The organism is Streptomyces sp. NPDC102441 (assembly GCF_044765585.1).
Taxonomy (GTDB): Bacteria; Actinomycetota; Actinomycetes; order Streptomycetales; family Streptomycetaceae; genus Streptomyces.
Genome location: NZ_JBIWKH010000001.1, coordinates 318,223 through 340,723 on the forward strand (window position 1 = coordinate 318,223; position 22,501 = coordinate 340,723).

Annotated in this window: 19 protein-coding genes; 8 read left to right on the forward strand and 11 right to left on the reverse strand. The window is 71.4% G+C overall.

Annotated features, from left to right (window positions below; translation table 11 throughout):
- Positions 1-17: 17 nt before the first annotated feature.
- Positions 18-1,592 carry an ABC transporter substrate-binding protein gene (locus ACIREO_RS01495; protein ID WP_404103412.1) on the reverse strand — a complete coding sequence of 525 codons (1,575 nt, stop codon included), beginning with the start codon at positions 1,590-1,592 and terminating at the stop codon, positions 18-20.
- Positions 1,593-1,646: 54 nt separating this feature from the next.
- On the opposite strand from ACIREO_RS01495, the gene ACIREO_RS01500 reads away from it, so the two are divergent.
- From ACIREO_RS01500 to ACIREO_RS01520, 5 genes are all read left to right on the forward strand, one after another.
- Entirely contained in the window at positions 1,647-2,516 is an 870-nt protein-coding gene (locus tag ACIREO_RS01500) for an IclR family transcriptional regulator (RefSeq protein WP_404103414.1), read from the forward strand.
- Positions 2,513-3,556, forward strand: coding sequence for a serine hydrolase domain-containing protein (locus tag ACIREO_RS01505; protein ID WP_404103417.1), 1,044 nt, complete (start codon positions 2,513-2,515; stop codon positions 3,554-3,556). Before ACIREO_RS01500 ends, ACIREO_RS01505 begins: the two co-directional genes overlap by 4 nt.
- 133 nt (positions 3,557-3,689) lie before the next feature.
- Positions 3,690-4,622, forward strand: a complete 933-nt coding sequence (locus ACIREO_RS01510; RefSeq protein ID WP_404103419.1) for an ABC transporter ATP-binding protein — start codon at positions 3,690-3,692, stop codon at positions 4,620-4,622.
- Positions 4,619-5,587 carry an ABC transporter permease gene (locus ACIREO_RS01515; protein WP_404103422.1) on the forward strand — a complete coding sequence of 323 codons (969 nt, stop codon included), beginning with the start codon at positions 4,619-4,621 and terminating at the stop codon, positions 5,585-5,587. Before ACIREO_RS01510 ends, ACIREO_RS01515 begins: the two co-directional genes overlap by 4 nt.
- A gap of 45 nt (positions 5,588-5,632) precedes the next feature.
- The gene (locus tag ACIREO_RS01520) at positions 5,633-6,034 is read left to right on the forward strand and encodes a GntR family transcriptional regulator (protein WP_404103425.1); all 402 of its coding nucleotides are present in this window, start codon (positions 5,633-5,635) and stop codon (positions 6,032-6,034) included.
- A gap of 157 nt (positions 6,035-6,191) precedes the next feature.
- On the opposite strand, the gene ACIREO_RS01525 is transcribed toward ACIREO_RS01520, so the two are convergent.
- The 6 genes from ACIREO_RS01525 to ACIREO_RS01550 all read right to left on the reverse strand — a co-directional run bounded on the left by ACIREO_RS01525 (position 6,192) and on the right by ACIREO_RS01550 (position 12,075).
- Positions 6,192-6,407 (reverse strand): EF-hand domain-containing protein, encoded by a 216-nt coding sequence (locus ACIREO_RS01525; RefSeq protein WP_404103428.1) that lies wholly within the window; start codon positions 6,405-6,407, stop codon positions 6,192-6,194.
- Positions 6,408-6,521: 114 nt separating this feature from the next.
- A complete protein-coding gene (locus tag ACIREO_RS01530) occupies positions 6,522-7,340 on the reverse strand; it encodes a polysaccharide deacetylase family protein (RefSeq protein WP_404103430.1) in 819 nt (272 codons plus the stop codon).
- A 389-nt stretch (positions 7,341-7,729) separates the two neighbouring features.
- The gene (locus ACIREO_RS01535) at positions 7,730-8,245 is read right to left on the reverse strand and encodes an ATP-binding protein (protein ID WP_404103433.1); all 516 of its coding nucleotides are present in this window, start codon (positions 8,243-8,245) and stop codon (positions 7,730-7,732) included.
- Between the two features lie 249 nt (positions 8,246-8,494).
- Positions 8,495-9,262, reverse strand: a complete 768-nt coding sequence (locus ACIREO_RS01540) for an enoyl-CoA hydratase/isomerase family protein (RefSeq protein ID WP_404103436.1) — start codon at positions 9,260-9,262, stop codon at positions 8,495-8,497.
- Between the two features lie 138 nt (positions 9,263-9,400).
- Positions 9,401-10,651 carry an Ig-like domain-containing protein gene (locus tag ACIREO_RS01545; protein ID WP_404103439.1) on the reverse strand — a complete coding sequence of 417 codons (1,251 nt, stop codon included), beginning with the start codon at positions 10,649-10,651 and terminating at the stop codon, positions 9,401-9,403.
- 203 nt (positions 10,652-10,854) lie between these two features.
- The gene (locus ACIREO_RS01550; protein WP_404103441.1) at positions 10,855-12,075 is read right to left on the reverse strand and encodes an Ig-like domain-containing protein; all 1,221 of its coding nucleotides are present in this window, start codon (positions 12,073-12,075) and stop codon (positions 10,855-10,857) included.
- A gap of 156 nt (positions 12,076-12,231) precedes the next feature.
- Between ACIREO_RS01550 and glgX the strand changes: the two genes are divergently transcribed.
- Positions 12,232-14,466 (forward strand): glycogen debranching protein GlgX, encoded by a 2,235-nt coding sequence (gene glgX, locus ACIREO_RS01555; protein ID WP_404103444.1) that lies wholly within the window; start codon positions 12,232-12,234, stop codon positions 14,464-14,466.
- Positions 14,467-14,472: 6 nt separating this feature from the next.
- Here glgX and ACIREO_RS01560 read toward each other — a convergent pair whose 3' ends face one another.
- The 4 genes from ACIREO_RS01560 to ACIREO_RS01575 are packed head-to-tail and all read right to left on the reverse strand — an operon-like array spanning position 14,473 to position 18,109.
- Positions 14,473-15,129, reverse strand: coding sequence for a response regulator (locus ACIREO_RS01560; protein ID WP_404103447.1), 657 nt, complete (start codon positions 15,127-15,129; stop codon positions 14,473-14,475).
- Positions 15,130-15,150: 21 nt separating this feature from the next.
- A complete protein-coding gene (locus ACIREO_RS01565; RefSeq protein WP_404104453.1) occupies positions 15,151-16,404 on the reverse strand; it encodes a sensor histidine kinase in 1,254 nt (417 codons plus the stop codon).
- Between the two features lie 20 nt (positions 16,405-16,424).
- The gene (locus tag ACIREO_RS01570) at positions 16,425-17,198 is read right to left on the reverse strand and encodes an ABC transporter permease (protein ID WP_404104456.1); all 774 of its coding nucleotides are present in this window, start codon (positions 17,196-17,198) and stop codon (positions 16,425-16,427) included.
- Between the two features lie 2 nt (positions 17,199-17,200).
- Positions 17,201-18,109, reverse strand: a complete 909-nt coding sequence (locus ACIREO_RS01575) for an ABC transporter ATP-binding protein (RefSeq protein ID WP_404103449.1) — start codon at positions 18,107-18,109, stop codon at positions 17,201-17,203.
- Positions 18,110-18,460: 351 nt separating this feature from the next.
- On the opposite strand from ACIREO_RS01575, the gene ACIREO_RS01580 reads away from it, so the two are divergent.
- Together ACIREO_RS01580 and ACIREO_RS01585 are read left to right on the forward strand one after the other, a co-directional pair.
- Positions 18,461-20,263: an ABC transporter ATP-binding protein gene (locus ACIREO_RS01580; protein WP_404103452.1), complete on the forward strand. Its 1,803-nt coding sequence runs from the start codon at positions 18,461-18,463 to the stop codon at positions 20,261-20,263.
- Positions 20,260-22,131 (forward strand): ABC transporter ATP-binding protein, encoded by a 1,872-nt coding sequence (locus ACIREO_RS01585; protein ID WP_404103455.1) that lies wholly within the window; start codon positions 20,260-20,262, stop codon positions 22,129-22,131. Before ACIREO_RS01580 ends, ACIREO_RS01585 begins: the two co-directional genes overlap by 4 nt.
- Positions 22,132-22,501: the final 370 nt, after the last annotated feature.

The following is a 22,501-nucleotide window of genomic DNA, read 5'->3' on the forward strand; positions in this document are numbered from 1 at the left end:
GAGGGTCACGAGGTCGCTCATCGGGAGACCTCCGCGCTCGCCATGTCGAGGACGCCGGCGAAGCCCGGTGTCCAGTGCGGCCGGTCGTTGCGGGCGTAGATGTTGTCGACCTGGTAGAGGGGCACGAAGGGCGCCTCGGTCTTGATGAGCCGCTGGAGGCCGGAGAAGGCGCGTCGCCGGGTCTCCGGGTCGACCGAGAGTTCCTCGAGGTCGACGAGCCGGTCGGCCTCCTTGTTGTGCCAGCGGCTCTGCCGCCGGTCACTGCGTACGTTGGACTGGATCATGCTCTCGCCGTCGAGGGTCCATACGGTGGATGCGGCCAGGTACATCGGGCCCAGCGCGCCGTGGTTGTCGGAGGTGAGGCGCTGCGCGTAGGTACCGGGGTCGAGGAGGTCGACCGTGGTGTGCACCCCGGCGCGGTCGAGCAGGCCGGCGACGGCCTCCGCGACGTTGGCGTCCTCGTTGGACGCGGTGAGGGTCGTGCTGATGCCGTCCGGGTGCCCGGCATCGGCGAGCAGGGCCCGGGCCTTGGCGACGGAACGGGTGAAGGGCTTGACGGCGGCGTCGAATCCGTAGGCGCCGCGCGGGATCATCGCGGGGACCTCGGCCGCCTTCCCGCCGAGGACCGCCTTGATGAGAAGAGGCACGTCGATCGCGTGGTTGAGCGCCTGGCGCACTCGGCGGTCCTGGAGGGGGCCCTCGGTGAGGGTGTCGAGGGAGAGGTAGGAGGTGCGGATCCCGGTGTGGTTGTCGAGGCTCACACCGGTGTAGCCGTCGAGCTGCTGGGCCGCGTCGGGGGTCAGTCCGGCGACGAGGTCGACACCACCGCTCTGGAGCGCGGCGAGCGCGGAGGACGCGTTCGGGGCGGGGGTGAAGACGAGTTCACCGACCGCCGGCCTGCTGTCCCAGTGGTGCGCGTAGGCCCGCATCCGCAGTTCGTGGTCGCGCCGCCAGCTCTTGAAGGCGAAGGGCCCGGTACCGACGGGGCGCGCCGCGAAGCCCTCGTCACCGACCTGGGCGAGGTAGCGCGGAGGGACGACGACGCCGCCGAAGAGGGACACCTTGTCGGGCAGGATCGGGTCGTGGACGGTGGTGTGGAGATCCACGGTGAGCCGGTCGACGACGGTGACGCCCTCGACGTAACGCAGTTCGACGATGGGGGACTTGGTCGCCGGGTCGAGGAGGCGTTCGATGCTGAACCTCACGGCGGCGGCGTCGCAGACCTCACCGTTGTGGAAGGTGACGCCGGGCCGCAGCCGGAAGCGCCAGACGCGGGGCGACACCGCCTTCCAGGACAGGGCGAGCCGGGGCATCAGGGTGTTGTCGCGACCCCGCGCCGTGAGGGTGTCGAACATGTTGATCAGGGCGTTCATCGAGATCATGTCGCCCTGCTTCTGCGGGTCCATGGTCTTGGGATCGCCCGTCTGGGAGACCCGCAGGACGTTGCCGGCGTCGGCTGCGGGGTCGGTGCCGCAGCCGGTGAGCAGTGCCGGCGCGGCGATCGCGGGGAGCAGCGCGCTGCCGTACCGCAGGATCGTGCGGCGGGAGGGGCGGCTGCGGTCCCCGATCCACCCTCCACGTATTCGTTCCATTGACCAACACATCCGTTCCGGCAGATGGAATGCAGTGGGGGTAAGCTAAGCGACATGGGGAAACCGGTCAATAGCCGTTCGAAGGAGCAGCCGCCTGCGGGCCGGGCTGTCGAACACTCCGTCATGGGCCCGGTGGACAAGGCCATGGAGGTCCTGTCCGCGCTGGTCGAGACCGGTGCACCGCACCGTCTGGCCGACCTGGCCCGCCACACGGGGCTCACCAAACCCACCGTGCACCGGTTGCTGCGCGGTCTCGCGGACTCCGGCTTCGTCGAGCCCTCCGCAGGGGGGAGCTACCGGGCGGGGCCCCGGCTGCTCGGCCTCGCCGCGGCGGCGCTCGACAGCGGTCCGGGGCTGCGCACGATCAGGCCGGTGCTGGCCGATCTGCGCACCCGCACCGGGCTGCTCGCGCACTACGCCGTACGCGACGGGGACTTCGCTGTCTGCCTGGAGGTGTCGGAGCCCGCCCGGGAGTACGCCCTGGAGCTGCGCCCCGGCTCACGCGCACCGCTGCTGCTCTCCGCACCGGGCCTCGCGATGCTCGCCGCCCTCCCCGCCCCGGAGGCCGAACTGGCCTTCACCGCAGGGGAGTCGGCCGGGCACCCACTGCCGGTGCCCGCCGCTGACCTGCGCGAGGAGATCGCCGCGGCCGGGGAGCGCGGCTACGCCCTCGACGACCAGTACGAGCAGGAGGACCGGCGCGCGCTCGCCGCGGCCGTACAGGACGACGGGGGGCGGATCGTGGGGGCCGTCGCACTCACCGGCCTCGTCTTCACCCTCGACCGGGCAGGCGTCGAGCTGTACGGCCCGATGGTCCGTGCCGCCGCGCGCGCGGTCTCCGCGGGGCTGGGCTCCGTCGGGCGGGCCCGGCTCACGATGGCCCGCGACACGGCACGGTCCGACACCCGGGGCGCGGCCCTGTGAGCGGTGACGGGAAGACGGACGACGGCCGGCGTGCCGCCGTGCTGGCCGAGGGCCGGGCGCGGCGCCTCTACTCGGGTGCCGCGTGGTCGACGGGCTCCGCGAAGGACCCTGTGGACCGGGGGTGGCTGGGCACCAGGAGCTGGGGCGGGGCGGAGCTGGACGGCACGGAGCTGTGGGATCTCGCCTCCGTCACCAAGCCCGTGGTGGGTCTGGTCGTGATGGCGCTCGCCGAGCGCGGCACCCTGCCCCTCGACGGCACGGTGGGGGAACTCCTCCCCCGCTACCGGGACACCGACAAGGCGCGGCTGACCGTCACGGACCTCCTCACGCATACCTCGGGCCTGCCCGGCCGGGTCCCGATGTACCGCAGCCACCCCACCCGGGAGGCCCTGCTCACCGCGCTCGGCACTTTGCCGCTGCGGTCCGGGCCGGGCGTACGCGTCGAGTACTCCTCCCAGGGCTTCATGCTGCTCGGCCTGATCGCCGAACACGCGGGCGGGCAGGGGCTGGAGACCCTGGTCGCCGAGCTGGTGTGCGCCCCGCTGGGCCTGAAGGACACCGGCTTCAACCCGGGCCCCGGTGACCGGGAGCGCGCCGTGGCGACCGAGCGGTGCCCGTGGCGCGGCAGGACGGTGGTGGGTGAGGTGCACGACGAGAACGCGGCCGTCCTGGGCGGGATCGCCGGGCACGCGGGACTCTTCGCGACCCTGGCCGACACGGAGCGGCTCGCCCTCTGCCTCGCGAGCGGGGCGCGTGAGCTGCTGCGCCCGGAGACGTTCGCCCTGATGACCGCGGGTCACACCGACGGGCTGAACCTCCGCCGCGCCCTCGCCTGGCAGGGCCAGGACCCGGACGGCTCCCCCGTCGGCCCGTCCTTCGGCCCGGCCTCGTACGGCCACACCGGTTTCACCGGCACGAGCCTGTGGATCGATCCCGGCACGGGACGCCACGCGGTGCTGCTCACCAACCGGGTTCATCCGACGCGGGAGGGCGACGGCATCGTCGCGCTCCGGAGGGAGTTCCACGCCGCGGCGAGGTAGACGAGAACGCCCCGGGCGCCCCGGGGTCCGCGGCCATCCACCGGCCCCGGACCCCGGGGCGCCCCCGCTTGACAGTCACGCTCCGCGATGACCATGATTCCATTAATTGACTAATGGAATTGAGGTGAGGCGCATGGCGGGTACGAGCAACCCGGGCCCCTGGGCCCTGGAGGCCGACGGGCTGGGGAAGCGCTACCGACGCGGCTGGGCGCTGCGCGACTGCTCCTTCCGGCTGCCGGCCGGGCGGATCTGCGGCCTGGTCGGGCCCAACGGGGCCGGGAAGAGCACCCTGTTGGGCCTCGCGTCCCGCCAGGTGGTACCGACGCAGGGTGAACTGCGGGTGTTCGGGGTGCCGGTGGGCGACCCCGAGGTGATGCCGAGGTTCGCCTTCCTCGGGCAGGACAAGCCGATGTACAAGCGGTTCACCGTGGCGGAGACGCTGCGGATCGGCAGCGAGCTCAACCCCGGCTGGGACGGGGCGGCGGCGGAGCGGATCGTGCGCTCGGGCGACGTGCCGATGGACGCCGCCGTCGGGACGCTCTCCGGCGGACAGCGCACCCGGGTCGGCCTCGCCCTGGCGTTCGGCAAGCGGCCGGACCTGCTGCTGCTCGACGAGCCGATGGCGGATCTCGACCCGCTGGCCCGCGACGAGATGGGCACCCTGCTGATGGCCGAGGCCGTCGAGCGCGGCACCACGGTGGTGATGTCCTCGCACATCGTGGCCGAGCTCGAGGACATGTGCGACTACCTGCTGGTCGTCGCCGCCGGCCGGATCCGGATGGCGGGCGACGCCGACGCACTGGTCCCTGCGCACGCGCTGGTGACCGGGCTGGCCGAGGACGGGGGCCTGCCCGCCGCTCTCGGCCGCCACACGGTGATCGAGAAACGGGTGCAGGGGCGGCAGTTCCAGGCCATGGTGCGGACCGACGGCCCGCTGTCCGGGGACTGGCAGGTGGCCGAGCCCAGCCTGGAGGAAGTGCTGCTCGCGCATCTGCGCTCACCGGACGCTCCCACGCTGTACACACCGGGCGCGCAGACCGAGACCGAGGGGACCAGGACCGCATGAGCACCACCCTGACCGGCACGCCGGCCGACCGCACCACCCGCCCGAGGGTGCTGCGCGGCCTGACCTGGCTGGTCCTGCGCCAGCACCGGACCACGCTGATCGGCGTCCTGGCCCTGACGGTGCTCGGCTCGCTCTGGATCGTGTACCAGCGCGGCCAGCTGATCGATCTGCTCGCCGCGGCGGGGTGGCCCGAGAAGTCCGCGCCGCAGACCGTCGTGGGCGGGAGCTACAGCAGGCTCACCTCCCTCCTGGGCCTGCTGCCCGTCGGCCTCGCCGTCTTCCTCGGCGCCCCGCTGATCGCCGCCGACCAGGAGCAGGGCACCGCGCAGCTCGTCACCACGCAGTCCGTGACGCGCCGCCGCTGGCTCGTCGCGAAGCTCGGCTGGTGTCTCCTGATCACTCTGGTGGCCTGCTCGGTGCTCTCCGCGGTCTTCACCTGGTGGTGGCGGCCCTACCGTTCGGTCCTCCCCGCCCCATGGATGGACTCCTCGGCCTTCGACACCACGGGCCCCGTCCTTCCGGCGCTCGCCCTGTTCTTCACCGCGGCCGGGATCACGATCGGCATCCTGCTGCGCCGGGTCCTCGCCTCCATGGTGGCGACCCTCGTCTTCTGTGTGGCCGCGAAGGTCGCCTGGTCCGTACTCCGGGTCCAGCTGGCCGCGTCACGCACGATCACCTATCCGCTGGACGCCGAACGGCCGGCGCGCTTCGACGACTCGTACGAGGTGGACAGCTGGATCGGGACCGCGGACGGTCAGCTGTACGGATGGGGCTCGTGCGCCGAGGCGACCGAGAAGGCGACGGACGCGTGCATCAAGGAGAAGGGCATCGTCAACAACGTCTACGAATACCTCGACTACGACCAGATGGCCGCCATGCAGTGGACCGGCGCCGGCCTCCTGCTGGCCGCCGCCGTCGCGCTCACGGCGTTCTCCCTGTGGTGGGCCTCCCGGCGCCCGCTGTAGAGCCGGCCGTTCCCTACGTAAAATGTACTCATCGAGCGGAAGGTGATGTCCGTGGTCGTGTTCCGCATCGACCGGCGCAGCGGAGTGGCGACGTATCTCCAGATCGTCCGGCAGGTCGAACAGGCCCTGCGCATGGGCGCGCTGGAGGAGGGTGACCGGCTGCCCACGGCGGCGCAGGTCGCCGCCACCACCAAGGTCAACCCGAACACGACGCTCAAGGCCTACCGGGAGCTGGAGCGCGCGGGGCTGGCGGAGGTGCGCCAGGGGGCGGGGACCTTCGTCACCCGCACCCTCGCCGAGCCGGGTTCCGGACCCGAGTGGCCGCTGCGCACCGCGCTGAACGAATGGCTGCACCAGGCGCGCGGAGAGGGCCTCGGCGCCGAGGAGGTGCAGACCCTGTTCCGGGCGTCGTTCGAGACCGTCTATCCGTCCGGCCCGCGCAGCTAGAGTCCTTGCCGGCGGTGGGTCCGAAGCCATGCCGGCCGACGACAACGCCGCGAGGTGCGGTGGCGGACCCCCGCGAGCCCGGCATGATCCGAACGAGAGGCCCTGAGCCCTTCGCCGGCGCGAAGGGCCGGACCGCCGGCCGCCGGACCGGTACGGATCAGACCTTGTTCTGCGAGGCCCAGAACTCGTCGAAGGTGAGCTCGCCGTCACCGTCACCGTCGTGGGCGTTGATGACGGCCTGGGCGACGGTCTCGGTGACGTAGGGGTCACCGAGCTGCGCCATCGTGCTCTTGTACTCGCCGGCCGTTATGCGGCCGTCGCCGTTCTGGTCGAAGCGCTCGAATGCCGTGCGTGCCGACTCGATGTCCGCCACTGTTCCGCCCCTTCGTTAAGCGTCGTTGACGAAGGTCAGATTATCCGGCGCCCCGGACGGCGGATCCGGCGGGCGACCGGGCGGCGGCGGTGAGGGCGCGCGGGGAGGGAGGCATCAGGTCAACAGCTCCGTGGTGGTCACCGCGCGCAGCCGGCGCCGGTCGATCTCGGTGAGGAGGAGAGGCAGTGCGGCGATGGTGTCCCGGTAGCCGAAGTGCAGGCTCACCACTGAGCCGTTGCGGAGTTCACCGGCGACCTTGCGGGTGACCGACGCGACCCCGGGTGAGGTGAAGTCGAGCGAGTCCACGTCGTAGGACAGGACGTGCGGGTATCCGGCCCGGCGCGCGAGGTCCTGGACGAGCGGGGTGGCGTACTGGGCGCGCGAGGGCCTGAACCAGGTGCCGATCGAACCGGTGAGCCGGCGCAGACGCTGGGCGCAGCCGGTGATCTCCTCGTACGCCCGAGTCTCGTCCATCGTGTTGATGTCGAGGTTGCTCTGGGTGTGGTTGCCGAGGTCGTGGCCGCCGTCGAGGATCCGGCGGGCCATGCCGGGGTGCTCGTCGAGCCAGGCGCCGACGGCCAGGACGGTGAGCCGGGCGCCGGCCCGTTCGGCTACGGCGAGGACGGCGCGGGCCAGGGCGGGGTCGCCCTGGCCGTGGAAGGTGAGGGCGACCCGGGGGCGGCCGCGGGGTCCGTGCTCGATCTGGACCGGCTGCCCGGGGAAGCTCCGCGGGGCGGCGGCGGGGCGTACGGCGCCGTGGGCCTTCTGGGCGCTCTCGCCCTCCTGGGCACTCTCGCCCTTCTGCGCCTTGGGGGCCGGGCCCGCAGGGGCACCGTCCTGTGCGCAGCCCACGGCGGAGGTTCCCGCGAGGGCCGCTCCGGCCGCCGCGCGCAGGGCGCTGCGGCGGGGCACGGGTGTCCTGCGACCGCTCATGGGCGTCCACCTCGCGGGTCGGTTCGGGTGCTGTTTCCCCGAGACCCGAGTCACAGTAAGGCGGAACGAGCGGAAAACCCGGGGTGGCCGAGCGTGGCTAACACCATGGAGTGATCGATGAATCACCGAGTGAAGCTGCCTGGCACGCGGTAAATGCCAGGCAAGTGACCCATCACACCTATGATTCAGAAACCCAATGAGTATGTTTGGTGAGGTTTGATCGATTTGCGGCTTTGGCTCCGAGGTCGCCCGTCTGCCATAGTCGGGGACACGACCTCCTCCGACCCGAGCCAGGTCCCACGCGCGGCCGTGGACACACCCCCCATTCCGCGGCCCCCTCAGAAGCCCCCGACATGCCATCACCCAGGCGGCCCGGGGGCTTCTGCGTGTCAGCGGTCGGTGGTGCGCATCTCGAACCAGGTCGTCTTCCCGCGCGGTAAGAGATCCACGCCCCAGCGGTCGGAGAGCTTGTCGACCAGGAAGAGACCACGCCCGCTGACATCCATCTCACGGACGGGCATCAGGCACGGCAGCCCGCGAGAGGGGTCGCGCACCTCGATCCGGACCCAGCCGCGACGGCGCAGCATCCGCAGACCGAAGACCCGCGCCCCCGTGTGCCGTACCGCGTTGCCCACGAGTTCGGAGACCAGTAGCACACCGTGTTCGGCGGTCTGCGGGGGCAGTTGCCACTGACGCAGCATCACGCACGAGGTGATCCGCCGGGCGGTCGCGGCGGACTCCGGGCGGGAGGGCAGCCGGACTTCACCCTCCGTCGGATTTCCGAACAACTCCAGCGCTTTGAACGCCTGTTCGTCTTCGACGGCAGTCGTCCAGCGCGCCGCTGTCGCGTCACTGCGCTGTCGCGGCTGTTCCACACCCTCCAGGCCCGCCATACCCACCATCATGGCCGCACAGAACGCTCTCCGTGACCGTTCCGGCGAATCCTGCTACCGGAACCAGTCATTCCGCGCCGGTTCTCCGGCATATGCCAGGGGCAGAAAGAGGCCCCGGACAGCCACATCCACCTGCGGCGACGGAGGGGGACCGAGTAATTGCACGAGCGGGGCGGACGCCGGGCCTTAAGGTTCTCTTAAGGCCCGGCTAATCCGCCCGCACGGATGAACGTGCGCGCCCGGTACGCAACTCACGCTCGGTCAGAGGAATTCGGCCTTGCCCGGGCCCTCTTCGACGAAGCTGCGCATGCCGCGCTCACGGTCCTCGGTGGCGAACAGCCCTGCGAACCAGGTCCGCTCGACCGTGAGCCCGGTGTCGATGTCCGTCTCCAGCCCCGCGTCCACGGACTCCTTCGCGGCCCGCAGCGCCAGCGCGGGCCCCTTGGCCAGCCGGGCCGCCCAGGCGTGCGCCTGCTCGTACACCTCGGCGGCGGGCACCACACGGTCCACCAGACCGATCGTCAGGGCCTCCTCGGCCTTCACCTGACGGCCCGTGAAGATCAGGTCCTTGGCCTTGGACGGGCCCACCAGCCGGGCCAGCCGCTGGGTGCCTCCGGCGCCGGGGATCAGACCCAGCAGGATCTCCGGCTGGCCGAGCTTGGCGTTGTCCGCGGCGATCCTGAAGTCGGCGCAGAGCGCCAGCTCGCAGCCGCCGCCCAGGGCGTAGCCGGTGACGGCCGCGACCACGGGCTTGGGGATGCGCGCCACGGCCGTGAAGGACTCCTGCAGAGCCCGGGAACGTACGACCATCGCCGCGTGGTCCATCGCCTGCATCTCCTTGATGTCCGCGCCGGCCGCGAACACCTTCTCGCCGCCGTAGAGGATCACCGCCCGCACGTCCTCACGCCGGCCCGCCTCCTCGGCGAGCTCGCGCAGCCGGTCCTGGACGGCGACGTCCAGGGCGTTCATCGGCGGCCGGTCCAGCCGGATCGTGCCGACGTTGTCGTGTACTTCGAGGGTTACGGTCATGGGAGGCAGGTTAGGGTCTCTCGTTCTGGTCAGGCCCCGCGAGCCCGGCCTGACCAGAACGAGAGGCCCCTACCAGGACTGACGCGGACGGGCCCGGTGCCGTTGGTCACAGCACCGGGCCCGCCTCGTGGAACGGATCTACTTGATCCACTCCGACCAGTCCATGTTCCAGCCGTTGAGGCCGTTGTCCGGCTGGATCACCTTGTCGTTCGAGTTCTTCACGATGACGACGTCGCCGATCAGGGAGCTGTCGAAGAGCCATGCGGCGGGCGTCTTGCTGTCGTAGGCGCCGCGCACGTCCCGCAGACCGACACAGCCGTGGCTGGTGTTGGTCGAGCCGAAGATGCTCGACGCACCCCAGTAGTTGCCGTGGATGAAGGTGCCCGAGGTCGACAGGCGCATCGCGTGGGGCACGTCCTTGATGTCGTACTCACCGCCGAAGCCGACGGTGTCACCGTTCATCCGGGTCACCTTGAGCTTCTCGCTGATGACCATCTGCCCGTTGTACGTGGTCGTGGCAGGGGCTCCCGCGGAGATCGGGATGTCCTTGATCTGCTTGCCGTCGCGGACCACCTTCATCCGGTGGGAGCTCGCGTCGACCGTGGAGACCTGGCTGCGGCCGATGGTGAACTTCACGGTCCTGGCCTGCTTGCCGTAGACCCCGGGCCGTCCCTCGACGCCGTCGAGGTCGAGCCGCACGGTCACCTTCGTGCCCGCCGCCCAGTAGTCCTCGGGGCGGAAGTCCAGACGGTCGTTGCCGAACCAGTGGGGCTCGACCTGCACGGCGGGCTCCGCCGTCACGCTGATCGCCTTCTCCACGGCCGCCGGGTCGGTGATCCCCCGGGTGAAGTGGATCGACACCGGCATGCCCACACCGACGGTCGAGCCGTCCTCGGGCGTGTACTGACCGATGAAGGTGTTCTTCGGGACCAGCGTCGTGAAGCTGGTGTCCTTCGCCGACTGGCGGCCCTCGTCGTCCTTGGCGACCGCGTGCACCGTGTACTTGGTGGCGGCGGCCAGGTGGCGGTCGGGCACCCAGCTCAGACCGTCCGCGGCGATCTTGCCGTCGACAGCCTTGCCCTTGGAGTCGGCCACCTTCACCGTGCTCAGCTTGCCCTCGGCCGCCGACACCTTCAGCGCCCCGCTGGTCGCCACGTCGTCGGCGCCGTCCTTGGGCGCGATGGTCACCACCGCCTGCGAGGCGCTGGTGTCGCCGACCTCCGCTCCCGGCTTCTCACCGTTCTTGTCCGCCGCGTTCCCGCTGCCACCGCACGCGGTCACCAGCAGCAGCAGCGCACCCAGTACCAGTGCGAGGAGGCCACGGGCTCCACGCCCGCGCCGTTCCCCGCTCGCGCCGGCCCATGCCCCCGATATCGGCTGCCCGTTCAATGTGGTCGTCTCCCCTCGCACGGCCTGGCCCCGCCATGGCCCGCACTCCAGCGCGCTGTACACGCACGCTCGGCGCAAGATAATCACACTGCGCGTAAGGAGAACTTCCCCGGAATGTCACTGTTCGGTCCCAAGTCGTCCCGCACCGCCGACGGGTGGCCCCGGAGCGCCCGCCTCCGGGACCTTCCCTGGTCGGGCCGGGGTCAGCGCAGGGCGGAGCCCGCCTTCCACTGAGGCCAGTTGATGTTCCAGCCGCCGAGGCCGTTGTCCGCGGCGACGGTCTTGTCGGTGGAGTTGACCACCTCGACCACATCGCCCACGAGCGTCCGCTCGAAGAACCAGCCGGCCGGGGTGTCCGAGCCGCCGCCCTTCACGTCGCGCAGTCCGATACAGCCGTGACTGGTGTTCTCGGAGCCGAAGATGTCCGGGGACTCCCAGTAGTTGCCGTGCAGGAAGGTGCCCGACTTCGTCAGCCTGATGGCGTGGGGCACGTCCTTGATGTCGTACTCACCGCCGAAACCGACGGTGCTGCCGTCCATGCGGGTCATGTCGTGCAGCTCGGAGACCACCATCTTCCCGTTGTACGTGGTCGTCTTCGCGGCGCCCGCGGTGACCGGCACCGTGCTGACGACCTCGCCGTCCTGGCGTACCTCCATGGTGTGGGCCCGGGCGTCCACCACGGACGTCTGGGAGCGGCCCACCCGGAAGGACACCTTCTTCTGCTGACTGCCGTACACCCCCGGCGCGCCCTCCACATCGCGCAGGCCGACCTCGACGGTGACCTCGGTCCCCGGCTCCCAGTACCCGGCGGGACGGAAGTCGAGCCGGTCCTTGCCGAACCAGTGGCCGGCCACCTCGACCTCGGGTTCCGTGGTGATCCTGATGGCCTTCTCCACTGCGGCCCGATGCGTGACGGGCCGGTTGAAGTCGAAGGAGACGATCATGCCGGTGCCCACGGTGGACCGGTTCTCCGGCTTGAAGTAGCCGATGAAGCGGTCCTTGGGGACCAGCGTGGTGAACGTGGTGCTGCGGGCCGAGCGATGGCCGTCACCGTCGACCGCGACGGCTTCCACGCTGTACTTCCCGGCCAGCCCGAGCCGGTATCCGTCGTCCCGGGGGGCCCACGAACGGCCGTCCTCCGCGATCCGGCCGGGCACCTCCTGGTGTTCCGCGTCCTCCATCCGGGTCACCTTCACCCGCTCGAGCCGTCCGTCGGGGACGGTCACCCCGAGCCGGCTGTCGGCGCCGACGTTCTCGGCGCCGTCCCTGGGAACGACCCGGATGGCATCCCCGGGTGAGCGGTTGTCCCCGAAGAACGACGTCGCCTCGGTGCAGCCCGTCAGTACAGCCAGCACGGTGAACAGTCCTGCCCATGTCAGCACGGCGGCCGAACCCGCCCGTGCTCTCTTCGCTACGTGGTTCACGTTCCCCCCAACGACGTGGCCGCCCCGGGGAAACGTGAGTGCGGGCTCCCGGGTGGGCAGAACAGAGGGGAGGACACCGCAAGGAAGGCCGCGGCCGGGACGCCGCGCACTCCTTCTGCCGGGTGGCCGCTCCTACGAGCCGCAGGAGGCTGACAGGTGTCGAGCACAGCCGAGCAGGAGGAAACGCCGCGTACGACGGGAAGGGTGGTGGCGGCCCCGTCGACCCTCAGGGACGAACGGGACGAACCACCCGTATGGCCGGGTGCCCCTATGCCGTTGGGGGCACGCTTCCGCGTCGGACCGGACGGTGTGGCGGGCACCAACTTCGCCCTCTGGGCGGGTGGAGCCGAGGCCGTCGAGCTCTGCCTCTTCGACGAGCGGGGCACCGAGACCCGGCTCCCGCTGACCGAGCTGACCCATGAGATCTGGCACGGCTTCGTCCCCGGCGTAGGCGCGGGACAGCGGTACGGCTACCGGGTGCACGGCCGCTGGGACCCCTGGACCGGTGCCCGCTGGAACGCGGCGAAGCTGCTCCTCGACCCGTACGCCCGTGCGGTGGACGGATCGTTCACCCTGCCGCCCGAGGTGTACGGCCATGTGAGGGACTGGCCCGAGCAGCATGTCGCCGACACCGTGCGCGACGACCGGGACTCCGCGCCGTACGTCCCCAAGGCCGTCGTCGTGCATGACGACGACGACTGGGCGGAGGACCGCAGGCCCAAGACCCCGTGGGCCGACTCCGTCATCTACGAACTGCACGTACGCGGCTTCACGAAGCTCCACCCGGACATCCCGCCCGAGCTGCGCGGCACCTACGCCGGACTCGCCCATCCCGCCGCGATCGGTCATCTGCGGCGGCTCGGCGTGACAGCGGTCGAGCTGCTCCCCGTCCACCAGTTCGCCCACGAGGACCATCTGCTGCGCCGCGGGCTGCACAACTACTGGGGCTACAACTCCATCGGCTACTTCGCCCCGCACGCGGACTACGCGGCGAGCGGCACGACCGGCCAGCAGGTGGGCGAGTTCAAGCAGATGGTGCGCGCCCTGCACGACGCCGGCATCGAGGTCATCCTCGACGTGGTCTACAACCACACGGCGGAGGCCGGCGAGCTCGGCCCGATGCTGTCCCTGCGCGGCATCGACAACCGCGGCTACTACCGCCTCCAGCAGGACGCCCGCCGCTACGCGGACTACACCGGCTGCGGCAACACCCTGCACGTGGTGCAGCCACAGGTCCTCCGGCTGATCACGGACTCGCTGCGCTACTGGGTGACGGAGATGGGTGTCGACGGCTTCCGCTTCGACCTGGCGGCGGCACTCGCCCGCTCGATGCACGACGTCGACATGCTCTCCCCGTTCCTCGCGGTGATCGCCCAGGACCCCGTGCTGCGCCGGGTCAAGCTGATCGCCGAGCCCTGGGACGTCGGCAACGGCGGCTACCAGGTGGGCGCGTTCCCGCCGCTGTGGACCGAGTGGAACGACCGCTACCGCGACGCCGTACGCGACTTCTGGCGCGGCGCCCTGCCCGACGTGCGCGACATCGGCTACCGGCTCACCGGGTCGAGCGACCTGTACGCCTGGGGCGGCAGGCGACCGTACGCCTCGGTCAACTTCGTCACCGCGCACGACGGTTTCACCCTGCGCGACCTGGTCAGTCACGAGAACAAGCACAACGAGGCCAACGGCGAGGGCAACCGCGACGGCACGAACGACAACCGGGCCTGGAACTGCGGCGCCGAGGGCCTCACCGACGACCCCGGCGTCAACGCCCTGCGCCTGCGGCAGCTGCGCAACCTGCTGACCACCCTGCTCCTGTCGACCGGGGTGCCGATGCTGGTGGCGGGCGACGAGATGGGGCGGACGCAGGGCGGGAACAACAACGCCTACTGCCAGGACAACGAGGTCAGCTGGCTGGACTGGTCGCTCCTGGAGGAGCCACGGTGGCGGGGGCTGACCGAGCTGACCTCCCGGGTGCTGGCCCTGCGCCACCGCCATCCGGTGCTGCGCCGGCGTGCCTTCTTCGCCGGGACACCGCAGGCCCCGGACGGCCTGCGGGACCTGGCGTGGTTCACCGCGCAGGGCGAGGAGATGACGGAGGGCGACTGGTACGCACCGGCCGCGACGCTCGGGCTCTATCTCTCCGGGCGCGACATCCCGGGCCGGGACGCCCGGGGCGAGCAGATCACCGACGACAGTTTCCTGGCGGTCCTGCACGCGGACCACCGGCCCTGCGGCTTCCGGCTCCCCGGACCGCCCTGGGCCCAGGCCTACGAACTGGTCCTGGACACCTCGGCCGACGAACAGTCCACGGCCCCCGGCACACTCCACCGGGGTGGCACGGAGCTCACGGTGGAGGGCAGGTCGGTGCTGCTGCTGCGGGTGGTGGAGTGACCGGTCTCAGCCGAGGATGCCGCGCTCGTAGGCGACGGCGACGGCCGCCGCGCGGTCCTTCGCGCCCAGCTTGGCGAAGACATGGGTGAGGTGGGTCTTCACCGTCGCCTCGCTGATGAACAGCTCGGCGGCGATCTCCCTGTTCGAGGTGCCCTTGGCGACGAGCCGGAGCACCTCGCGCTCACGCGCGGACAGCGACTCGTGGCCGGGCGCGGCCGGGGCGCGCACCCGCGAGATGAGCCGTGAGGCCACGGCGGGCGACAGCACGGTGCGGCCGTCGGCGGCGGCGCGTACGGCGGTGAAGAGCTCGTCCCGGGGCGCGTCCTTGAGCAGATAGCCGGTCGCGCCCGCCTCGATGGCGGGCAGGGTGTCGGTATCGGTGTCGTACGTGGTGAGGACGAGCACCCTGGACCGGGCACCGAGTCTGGTCAGCTCGGTGATGGCCGCGACTCCCCCGCCGCCCGGCATCCGCAGGTCCATCAGCACGACGTCGGGGTCCAGGCGGGTGGTGAGCTCGACGGCCGCCACCCCGTCGGCCGCCTCGCCGAGCACCTCGAAGCCGGGGGCCGAGGCGAACATGCCGCGCAGGCCGTCCCGCACGACGGGGTGGTCGTCGACGACGAGCAGGGTGATGACGCGCGAGGTTCCCGGAGCATCGGTCATATCGGCCCAGGTTACGTCCCGTCAGGTGCGCCGGACCAGCGGCACCCGGGCGGAGACGGCCGTGCCCTGCCCGGGTTCCGTCTCGATCTCGACCGTGCCCGCGATCCGTTCGGCGCGGGCCCGCATCCCGCCGAGGCCGAAGCCGCCCCTGCCGCTGTGCGGGGCCAGGTCCGCCGGGTCGAAGCCGCAGCCGTCGTCGCGTACGTCCAGGGTGATCTCGTCGCCCATGTACGAGAGGGTGACGCCGGCCCGGGTCGCACCGGCGTGCCGGGCGGCGTTGGAGAGGGCCTCCTCCGCGATGCGGAGCAGCGTGACGCCGACCTCGTCGTGGAGCGGCTCGACGGTCCCGGTGACGGTGAGGTCCGCGCGTACGGCGGTGCGTTCCGTCCAGCCGGCGACCGTTTTCTTGAGGGCCGCCGGCAGGTCGTCGTCCTCCAGCGCGGCGGGCACCAGGTTGTGCACCGAGCGGCGTGCCTCCCCGAGGCTGTGCCGGGCGAGCCCCGCCGCGCGGTCGAGGTGCTCACGGGCCAGTACGGGATCGGCGATGGAGGTGACGGCCTGGAGCTGGGCGATGATCCCCGTCAGACCCTGCGCGAGGGTGTCGTGGATATCGGCGGCGAGCCGCCGCCGTTCGTCGGCGATCCCGGCCTCCCTGGCCTGGAGCAGGAGCTGGGCGTGCAGGGTGGCGTTCTCCGCGAGGGCCTGCTCCAGGCGGGTGTTGGCGCGTTCCAGCTCGGTGATGGTCTCGGCCTGGCGCTGGGTCCGCTCCGCCTCGCGGGCACCGATGTTGCCGAAGACGAGGGCCAGAGAGGCGTGCAGGACGAAGAGCGCGCCGAAGGCCACCCAGTTGGTGAGTGAGGCCGGCGGCATACCGCCCCCGGACTGGGACCCCGCCATCGTGACGGCGGTGCACATCAGCCCGGCACGCGCGAAGCGTTTCGGCAGCAGTACGCCGACGTCGAAGTAGCCGGTGATGGCGTAGATGGAGAAGAACGGGTTGAACCAGCAGAGCGCGAAACCGATGACGGTCCGCAGGACGTAGTACACGGGAGCGCCGGGCGCGTGCGGGGTGGAGCCCGGCCGGGTGCGGCCCCACCACAGCTGAAGGGCGCAGGCAGCCGCCGTCAGGATCCCCGCCGCGTACATGTCCGTCACGGTCATCCCGACGAGGCCGGAGGACAGGGCGGACATCAGGACGGCGATGCCCAGGAGCGTGTACGGGCCGTACCGGAAGAAGCGCTGCTCGACCGTCGTGCCGTCCCGTGCCGTCCGCATGGGGACAGTCTTCACGCGGGTCACTCCCAGCGGAAGAGCCGGGTCGCCGCCCTGCCCAGCACCACTGTCCACACCGCCATGACCGCGAGGTGCACCCAGCCGGGCCAGTTGCCCGAGGCCGCCTGATCGAGAGCCTGGGAGGCCGCGCCGAACGGGGTGAACTCGACGATCCGGCGCAGCAGGTCCGGCATGGTCTGGACGGGCACCCAGACCCCGGCGGTGAACATCATGAGGAGGTAGGCCACCGAACCGACGGCGGTCGCGACCTTGGACGTCCGGGACAGTGCGCAGATGGTCGCGCCGAGCGCGAGGACACAGGCGACGGCCAGGAGAAGAGCCAGCAGATAACCGAAGGCCTGTCCCGGCAGCCGCACGCCGAAGGCGATCCGTCCGACGGCCATGACGAGCATCGCGGAGCCCAGCGAGGCCGCGCCGTGCAGCACGATCTGCGCCGCGAGCAGGGCCGACGGGCGCACGGGCGTGGCCGACATCCGGCGCAGGATGCCGCGTTCGCGATATCCGGTGAGGACCGGCGGCATGGCCTGGAGGCCGGCCATGATCATGGCCAGCAGGACGGCCACGGGCACGTACAGGTCGATGACGCTGCGGCCTCCGAGGGCGTCGTCGGCCTTCCTGAAGGACGGGATCAGACCGAGGATGGTCATCAGGGCCATCGGGAAGACGAGGATCCAGAACAGGCTGCCGGGTTCGCGCAGGAAGAGCCGGGTCTCCGTCCTGAGGACGGCGGCGAGCGGGGCCGGGCGGGACGGGGCCGTGGTGACGGTCGTGGTCATGGTCATGAGGCCTGTTCCGTGAGGTCGAGGAATACGTCGTCCAGGCCGGCCTCTGCGACGCGCAGCTGACGGGCGGTGATGTGGTGGCGGGCCAGGAGCGTGATCACGGCGTTGGCGGTCTCGTCCGTGCCGTGGATGACCACCCGGCCGCCGGATCCGGTCACGTCGACGGAGACGGCGCCGGGCAGCGCCTCGAGTTCGTCGTACGCGATCGGCTCCGAGGGGGTGAAGGAGATGGCGGTCGATCCCTTCGATCCGCCGATCAGCCCGCCGGGGGTGTCGAGCGCGACGACGCGGCCCTTGTCGATCACCGCGATCCGGTCGCAGAGCCGTTGGGCCTCCTCCATGAAGTGGGTGACGAGAAGGACGGTCACCCCGCTCTCCCGGATCTCCTCGATGAGCCGCCAGGTGTCACGGCGGGCCCGGGGGTCCAGGCCGGTGGTCAGTTCGTCGAGGACGACCACGCGCGGGTTCCCGATGAGGGCGAGGGCGATGAACAGCCGCTGCTTCTGGCCGCCGGACAGCTTGGCGAAGCGGCGGTCGAGGTGGCTGTCGAGGCCGAGCCGTTCGGCGAGCGCGCCCCGGTCGGCGGGGTGCGGGTAGAAGGCGCTGTAGAGCTCCAGCGCCTCGCGCACGGTCAGCTTGGGCTGGAGCTCGCTCTCCTGGAGCTGGGCGCCCAGGAGTTGGGTGACCGCGTGACGGTCGACGGCGGGGTCGAGGCCGGCGACCCTGACCGTGCCCGCGTCGGGAACCCGCAGTCCCTCGACGCATTCGACGGTGGTGGTCTTGCCGGCCCCGTTGGGGCCGAGGATCCCGAAGATCTCCCCCTCGTCGACGGTGAAGCTCACCCCGTCGACCGCGGGGCGGCCGCCGTAGGCCTTGTGCACCCCGTGTACTTCGATGATTGCCATGCCCGTAAGGATTCCGGCGGGCGGTCGGCGCCGGTATCCGCCGTCCCTCCCGTCCCGGCATCAGCCGATCGGTTGACCGGCCCCTCCGACCAGCGGCGTGTGACCGGAAAACCACGTGAGGGATGTCAGTGGTGAACCTAGGCCGGCCGGCACATGGGGGGTGGGAGAAGGAGCGGGGTTGGGTGCGTGCAGCTGCAAGGCGGAGGATTGAGGCAACGCGGAGCGATTGGGGTCTCCCCTGGTCGAGCGAAGCCGAGACCTTGGGGAAGATTGACGACAACGCCGCAGATGTGCGTGCCCAGCCCCGCGACGCCGCCCCCCATGTGCCGGCCGGCCTTAGGCTCGGTCCTGATGCCCGAACAACCTGCAGAGCCCACGGACCGGTCCGCCGTGCGCTCCCTCCTGCGACTGTGGCCCTATGTCAGACCGGTGCGTGCGCGCTGGATCAGTGCTGCCCTCGTGGCGGTTCTCGCGTCCTGTCTCGCCCTGGCGATCCCGCTGATCCTGAAGTGGATGGTGGACGGCCCCGTCGCGGACCGTGATCCGGGCGGGGTCTGGCTGGGGGCGCTCTTCCTGCTGGTGCTGGGGATCGTCGAGGCGGCGCTGTTCGGGCTCCGCAGGTGGCTCGTGGCCCGGCCGCTGGCCGGTGTCGAGGCGTCGATGCGCGCCGACCTCTACCGCCATCTGCAGCGGCTGCCGGTGGCGTTCCACGACCGCTGGCCCTCGGGGCAGCTCCTCTCGCGCGGGACCACGGATCTGATGCTGCTGCGGATGTTCCTGGCCTTTCCGCTGACGTTTCTGCTGGTCAACGCCACGACGATTCTGGTCGGTTTCGTCATCCTGTTCGTCCAGGAGTGGTCGCTGGGGCTGGTGCTGCTCGCGCCCGCCGTCCCTCTGATGGTCCTGTGCTCGCTCTTCGAGACGAAGTACGCACTGGTGGCGCGCAGGGCCCAGGACCAGGTCGGCGATCTGACGACGGTCGTCGAGGAGAGCGTGCTGGGCATCCGGATCGTCAAGGGTTTCGGCCGCAACCGCAGCCAGGCGCTGGCCTTCCGCGCGCTCGCACAGCGGCTGCGCGCCACGGAGCTGGGCAAGGCCAGGCTGCTCGCGGGGATCTGGGCGCTCATCACGGCCATCCCCGAGCTGGCGATCGGAGCCGCGCTGGTGCTCGGCACGATCGAGGTCGCGGACGGCGGTCTGTCGGCGGGCACGCTCGTCGCGTTCCTCTCGACGGCCCTGGCGCTGCGCTGGCCGGTCGAGTCGATCGGCTTCCTGCTGGCGATGAGCCAGGAGTCGGCGACGGCCGCCGACCGCTACTTCGAGGTCATGGACGTCGCGGAGGAGCCCGGGAGCGCGACGCCGGGAGAGGCGGCCGGGGGGACGGGCCAGGGCATCGTCTTCGAAGGGGTGGAGTTCCGCTACCCCGACGCCGGGCCCGGCTCACCTCCCGTCCTCGCCCGGATCGACCTTCGGATCCGTCCCGGCGAGACGATGGCCCTGGTGGGCGCCACGGGCTCCGGCAAGACGACACTGACCGCTCTCGTCCCCCGGCTGCACGAGGTCACAGGCGGCCGGATCCTGCTGGACGGCGAGGACGTCGCCACCATGGAGCGGCCCCGGCTGCGCGAGCTGGTGTCGGTGGCCTTCGAGGAGCCCACCCTCTTCTCGGCGACCGTCGGGGAGAACGTCCTGATGGGTGCGGAGGGCGCGAGCGGACAGGAGCTGCGCCGTGCGCTCTCCGTCGCGCAGGCCGACTTCGTGCACGAGCTTCCGCAGGGCGTGGACACCCAGGTCGGCGAGCAGGGGCTGAGCCTCTCCGGCGGCCAGCGGCAGCGCCTCGCGCTGGCCCGCGCGGTCGTCGGCGCACCACGCTTCCTGGTGCTCGACGACCCGCTCTCGGCACTGGACGTGCACACGGAGACGCTGGTGGAGGCGGCGCTGCGGCGCGTGCTGGAGGAGACGACGGCCCTGGTCGTCGCCCACCGGCCGTCCACGGTGATGCTCGCGGACCGGGTGGCCCTGCTGTCCGGGGGCCGGATCAGCGCGGTGGGGACCCATCAGGAACTCCTGCGCACCCACGCCGAGTACGCCTGGCTGATGTCCGGAGCCCATGACACCGGTGTTCTCGTCCCCGAGGAGGGCAGCACCCGATGACCAGTACGACTGCCGACGGCCCCGCCCTCGCAGACGAGGACCTCCCCGAGGAGAAGTCCGGCCGGCCGCGGGGCGACGGGGACCAGTTCGACGCCGACGCCCTGCCCACCCCCCGCGGTGCCACCCGGGCGCTGCTGATCTCCCTGCTCGCACCGCTGCGGGCCAGAGTGGTCGTGGCCTCCCTCCTGCTGCTCGTCCAGCAGGTCGCCGTGCAGGCGGGGCCACTGCTGGTCGCGTTCGCCATCGACAGCGGTGTGCCGGCGTTCCGGGACCACGACTACGGCCCGCTGGCCGCCGTGGGCATCGGATACGCGGTGTGCTCGGTCGGTGCCGGCGTGCTCCAGTACGCCTTCATCCGGGCGGCCGCGCGGATCAACCAGGACGTGCTGCTCGATCTGCGCGGCAGGATCTTCCGCCACGCGCAGGCACTGAGTGTGGACTTCCACGAGCGCTACACCTCGGGCCGGCTGATCTCCCGCTCGACCACCGATGTGGAGTCCCTGCGCGAGCTGCTGAGCGAGGGGCTGCAGGAACTCATCGGGGTGGTCCTGTCGTTCGTGTCGATCTCCCTGATGCTGCTCTGGCTCGACCTCGGCATCGGCTCCATCGCCGTGGCCTCCTTCGTCCCGCTGTATCTGCTGGTGCGGAACTACCGGCGGCGCGCCGCCGAGGCGTACTCGGCGCGTTCCTCCGCGATCGCCGCGGTCATCGTGAAGTTCGCCGAGACGATGAACGGGATCCGCCCCGTGCAGGCCTTCCGCAGGGAGCGCGCCAACGACAAGGACTTCGCGGTCCTCAACCGCCGTCATGAGCGGAGGAACGGCGACGCGCTGCTGGAGATGGCCCGCTATGTCGTCGGCTCCCGGCTCCTCGCCAACACGGCGGTGGCGGCGATGGTGCTGTGGGGCGCCCACCGGGTGGCGTCGGACACGCTGGCGCTCGGTGTCCTGGCCGCGGCGGTGCTGTATCTGCGGCGGCTGTACGACCCGATCGACCGGCTCGCGATGTTCCTCAACTCCTACCAGTCGGCGGCGGCTTCGCTGGAGAAGATCGCCGGTCTGCTGGCACAGACGCCCACGGTGCCCGAGCCCGTGGCGCCGAGCACGCTGCCTGCCCTCGCCGGTGAGCGGCCTGGCCGGGAGGTGACGTTCGACGGGGTGCGGTTCGCCTACCGCACGGGTGGCGAGGTCCTGCCGCGCTTCGATCTGGCCTTGCCGGCGGGCCAGACCGTGGCCGTGGTCGGGTCGACGGGTGCGGGCAAGTCGACGCTGGCCAAGCTGCTGGCGCGCTTCTACGACCCGACGGAGGGCCGGGTCCTGCTGGACGGCACCGATCTGCGTGACCTGGCGACGGCGGAGCTGCGCCGGGGCGTGGTGATGGTGACCCAGGAGGCGTTCCTGTTCTCCGGGACGATCGCCGAGAACATCGCGATCGGCCGTCCGGAGGCGACGCCGGAGGAGATCGAGCACGCGGCGAAGGCCATCGGGGCGCATGACTTCATCAGCTCCCTGCCCGACGGGTACGACACGGATGTCCGTAAGCGGGGCGGCCGGATCTCCGCGGGACAGCGCCAGCTGGTCGCCTTCGCCCGTGCGTTGCTCGCGGACCCGGCTGTGCTGATCCTCGACGAGGCCACCAGCTCGCTGGACATCCCCGGTGAGCGGGCGGTGCAGCGGGCGATGGACACAGTGCTGCACGGGCGTACCGCGGTGGTGATCGCGCACCGGCTGTCGACCGTGGAGATCGCGGACCGGGTCCTGGTGATGGAGCACGGCCGGATCGTGGAGGACGGCACACCGGCCGAACTCATCGGCGGTACGGGCCGGTTCGCGGGCCTGCACCGCGCGTGGCGGGAGAGCCTGGCCTGAGAGTATCCGGCGGCGGCACACCCGGGCCGGCCACGCCTCGCCGGCCCGGGGGACCGCCGCGTCCGCCCCCGGCCGGCCACCTCCCGACCTCCTGGTCCACGCTCCGGGTCGCACCGGTCGACCCCGTCGCCTGTGTCCCGCACCGAGTGCTGAGGTGACCCGTGTCGCGTTCCTGCCGGCACGTCCTGGCCGCACCTCCCGCCGTGCTCGCCCTCGGCCTGGCCGCTTGCGGAGTGGTGGGCCTCGCACCGGTCCCGTGGCCGCCCCACCGGGGTGGGGACGACAGGGCGGGAGCCCGTCGCGTCATCTCGAAGGCTGACAGCGTGTGGCGCGCTTCCGCCCCGGCCCCGGAACCGGCCATCCCCGCGCG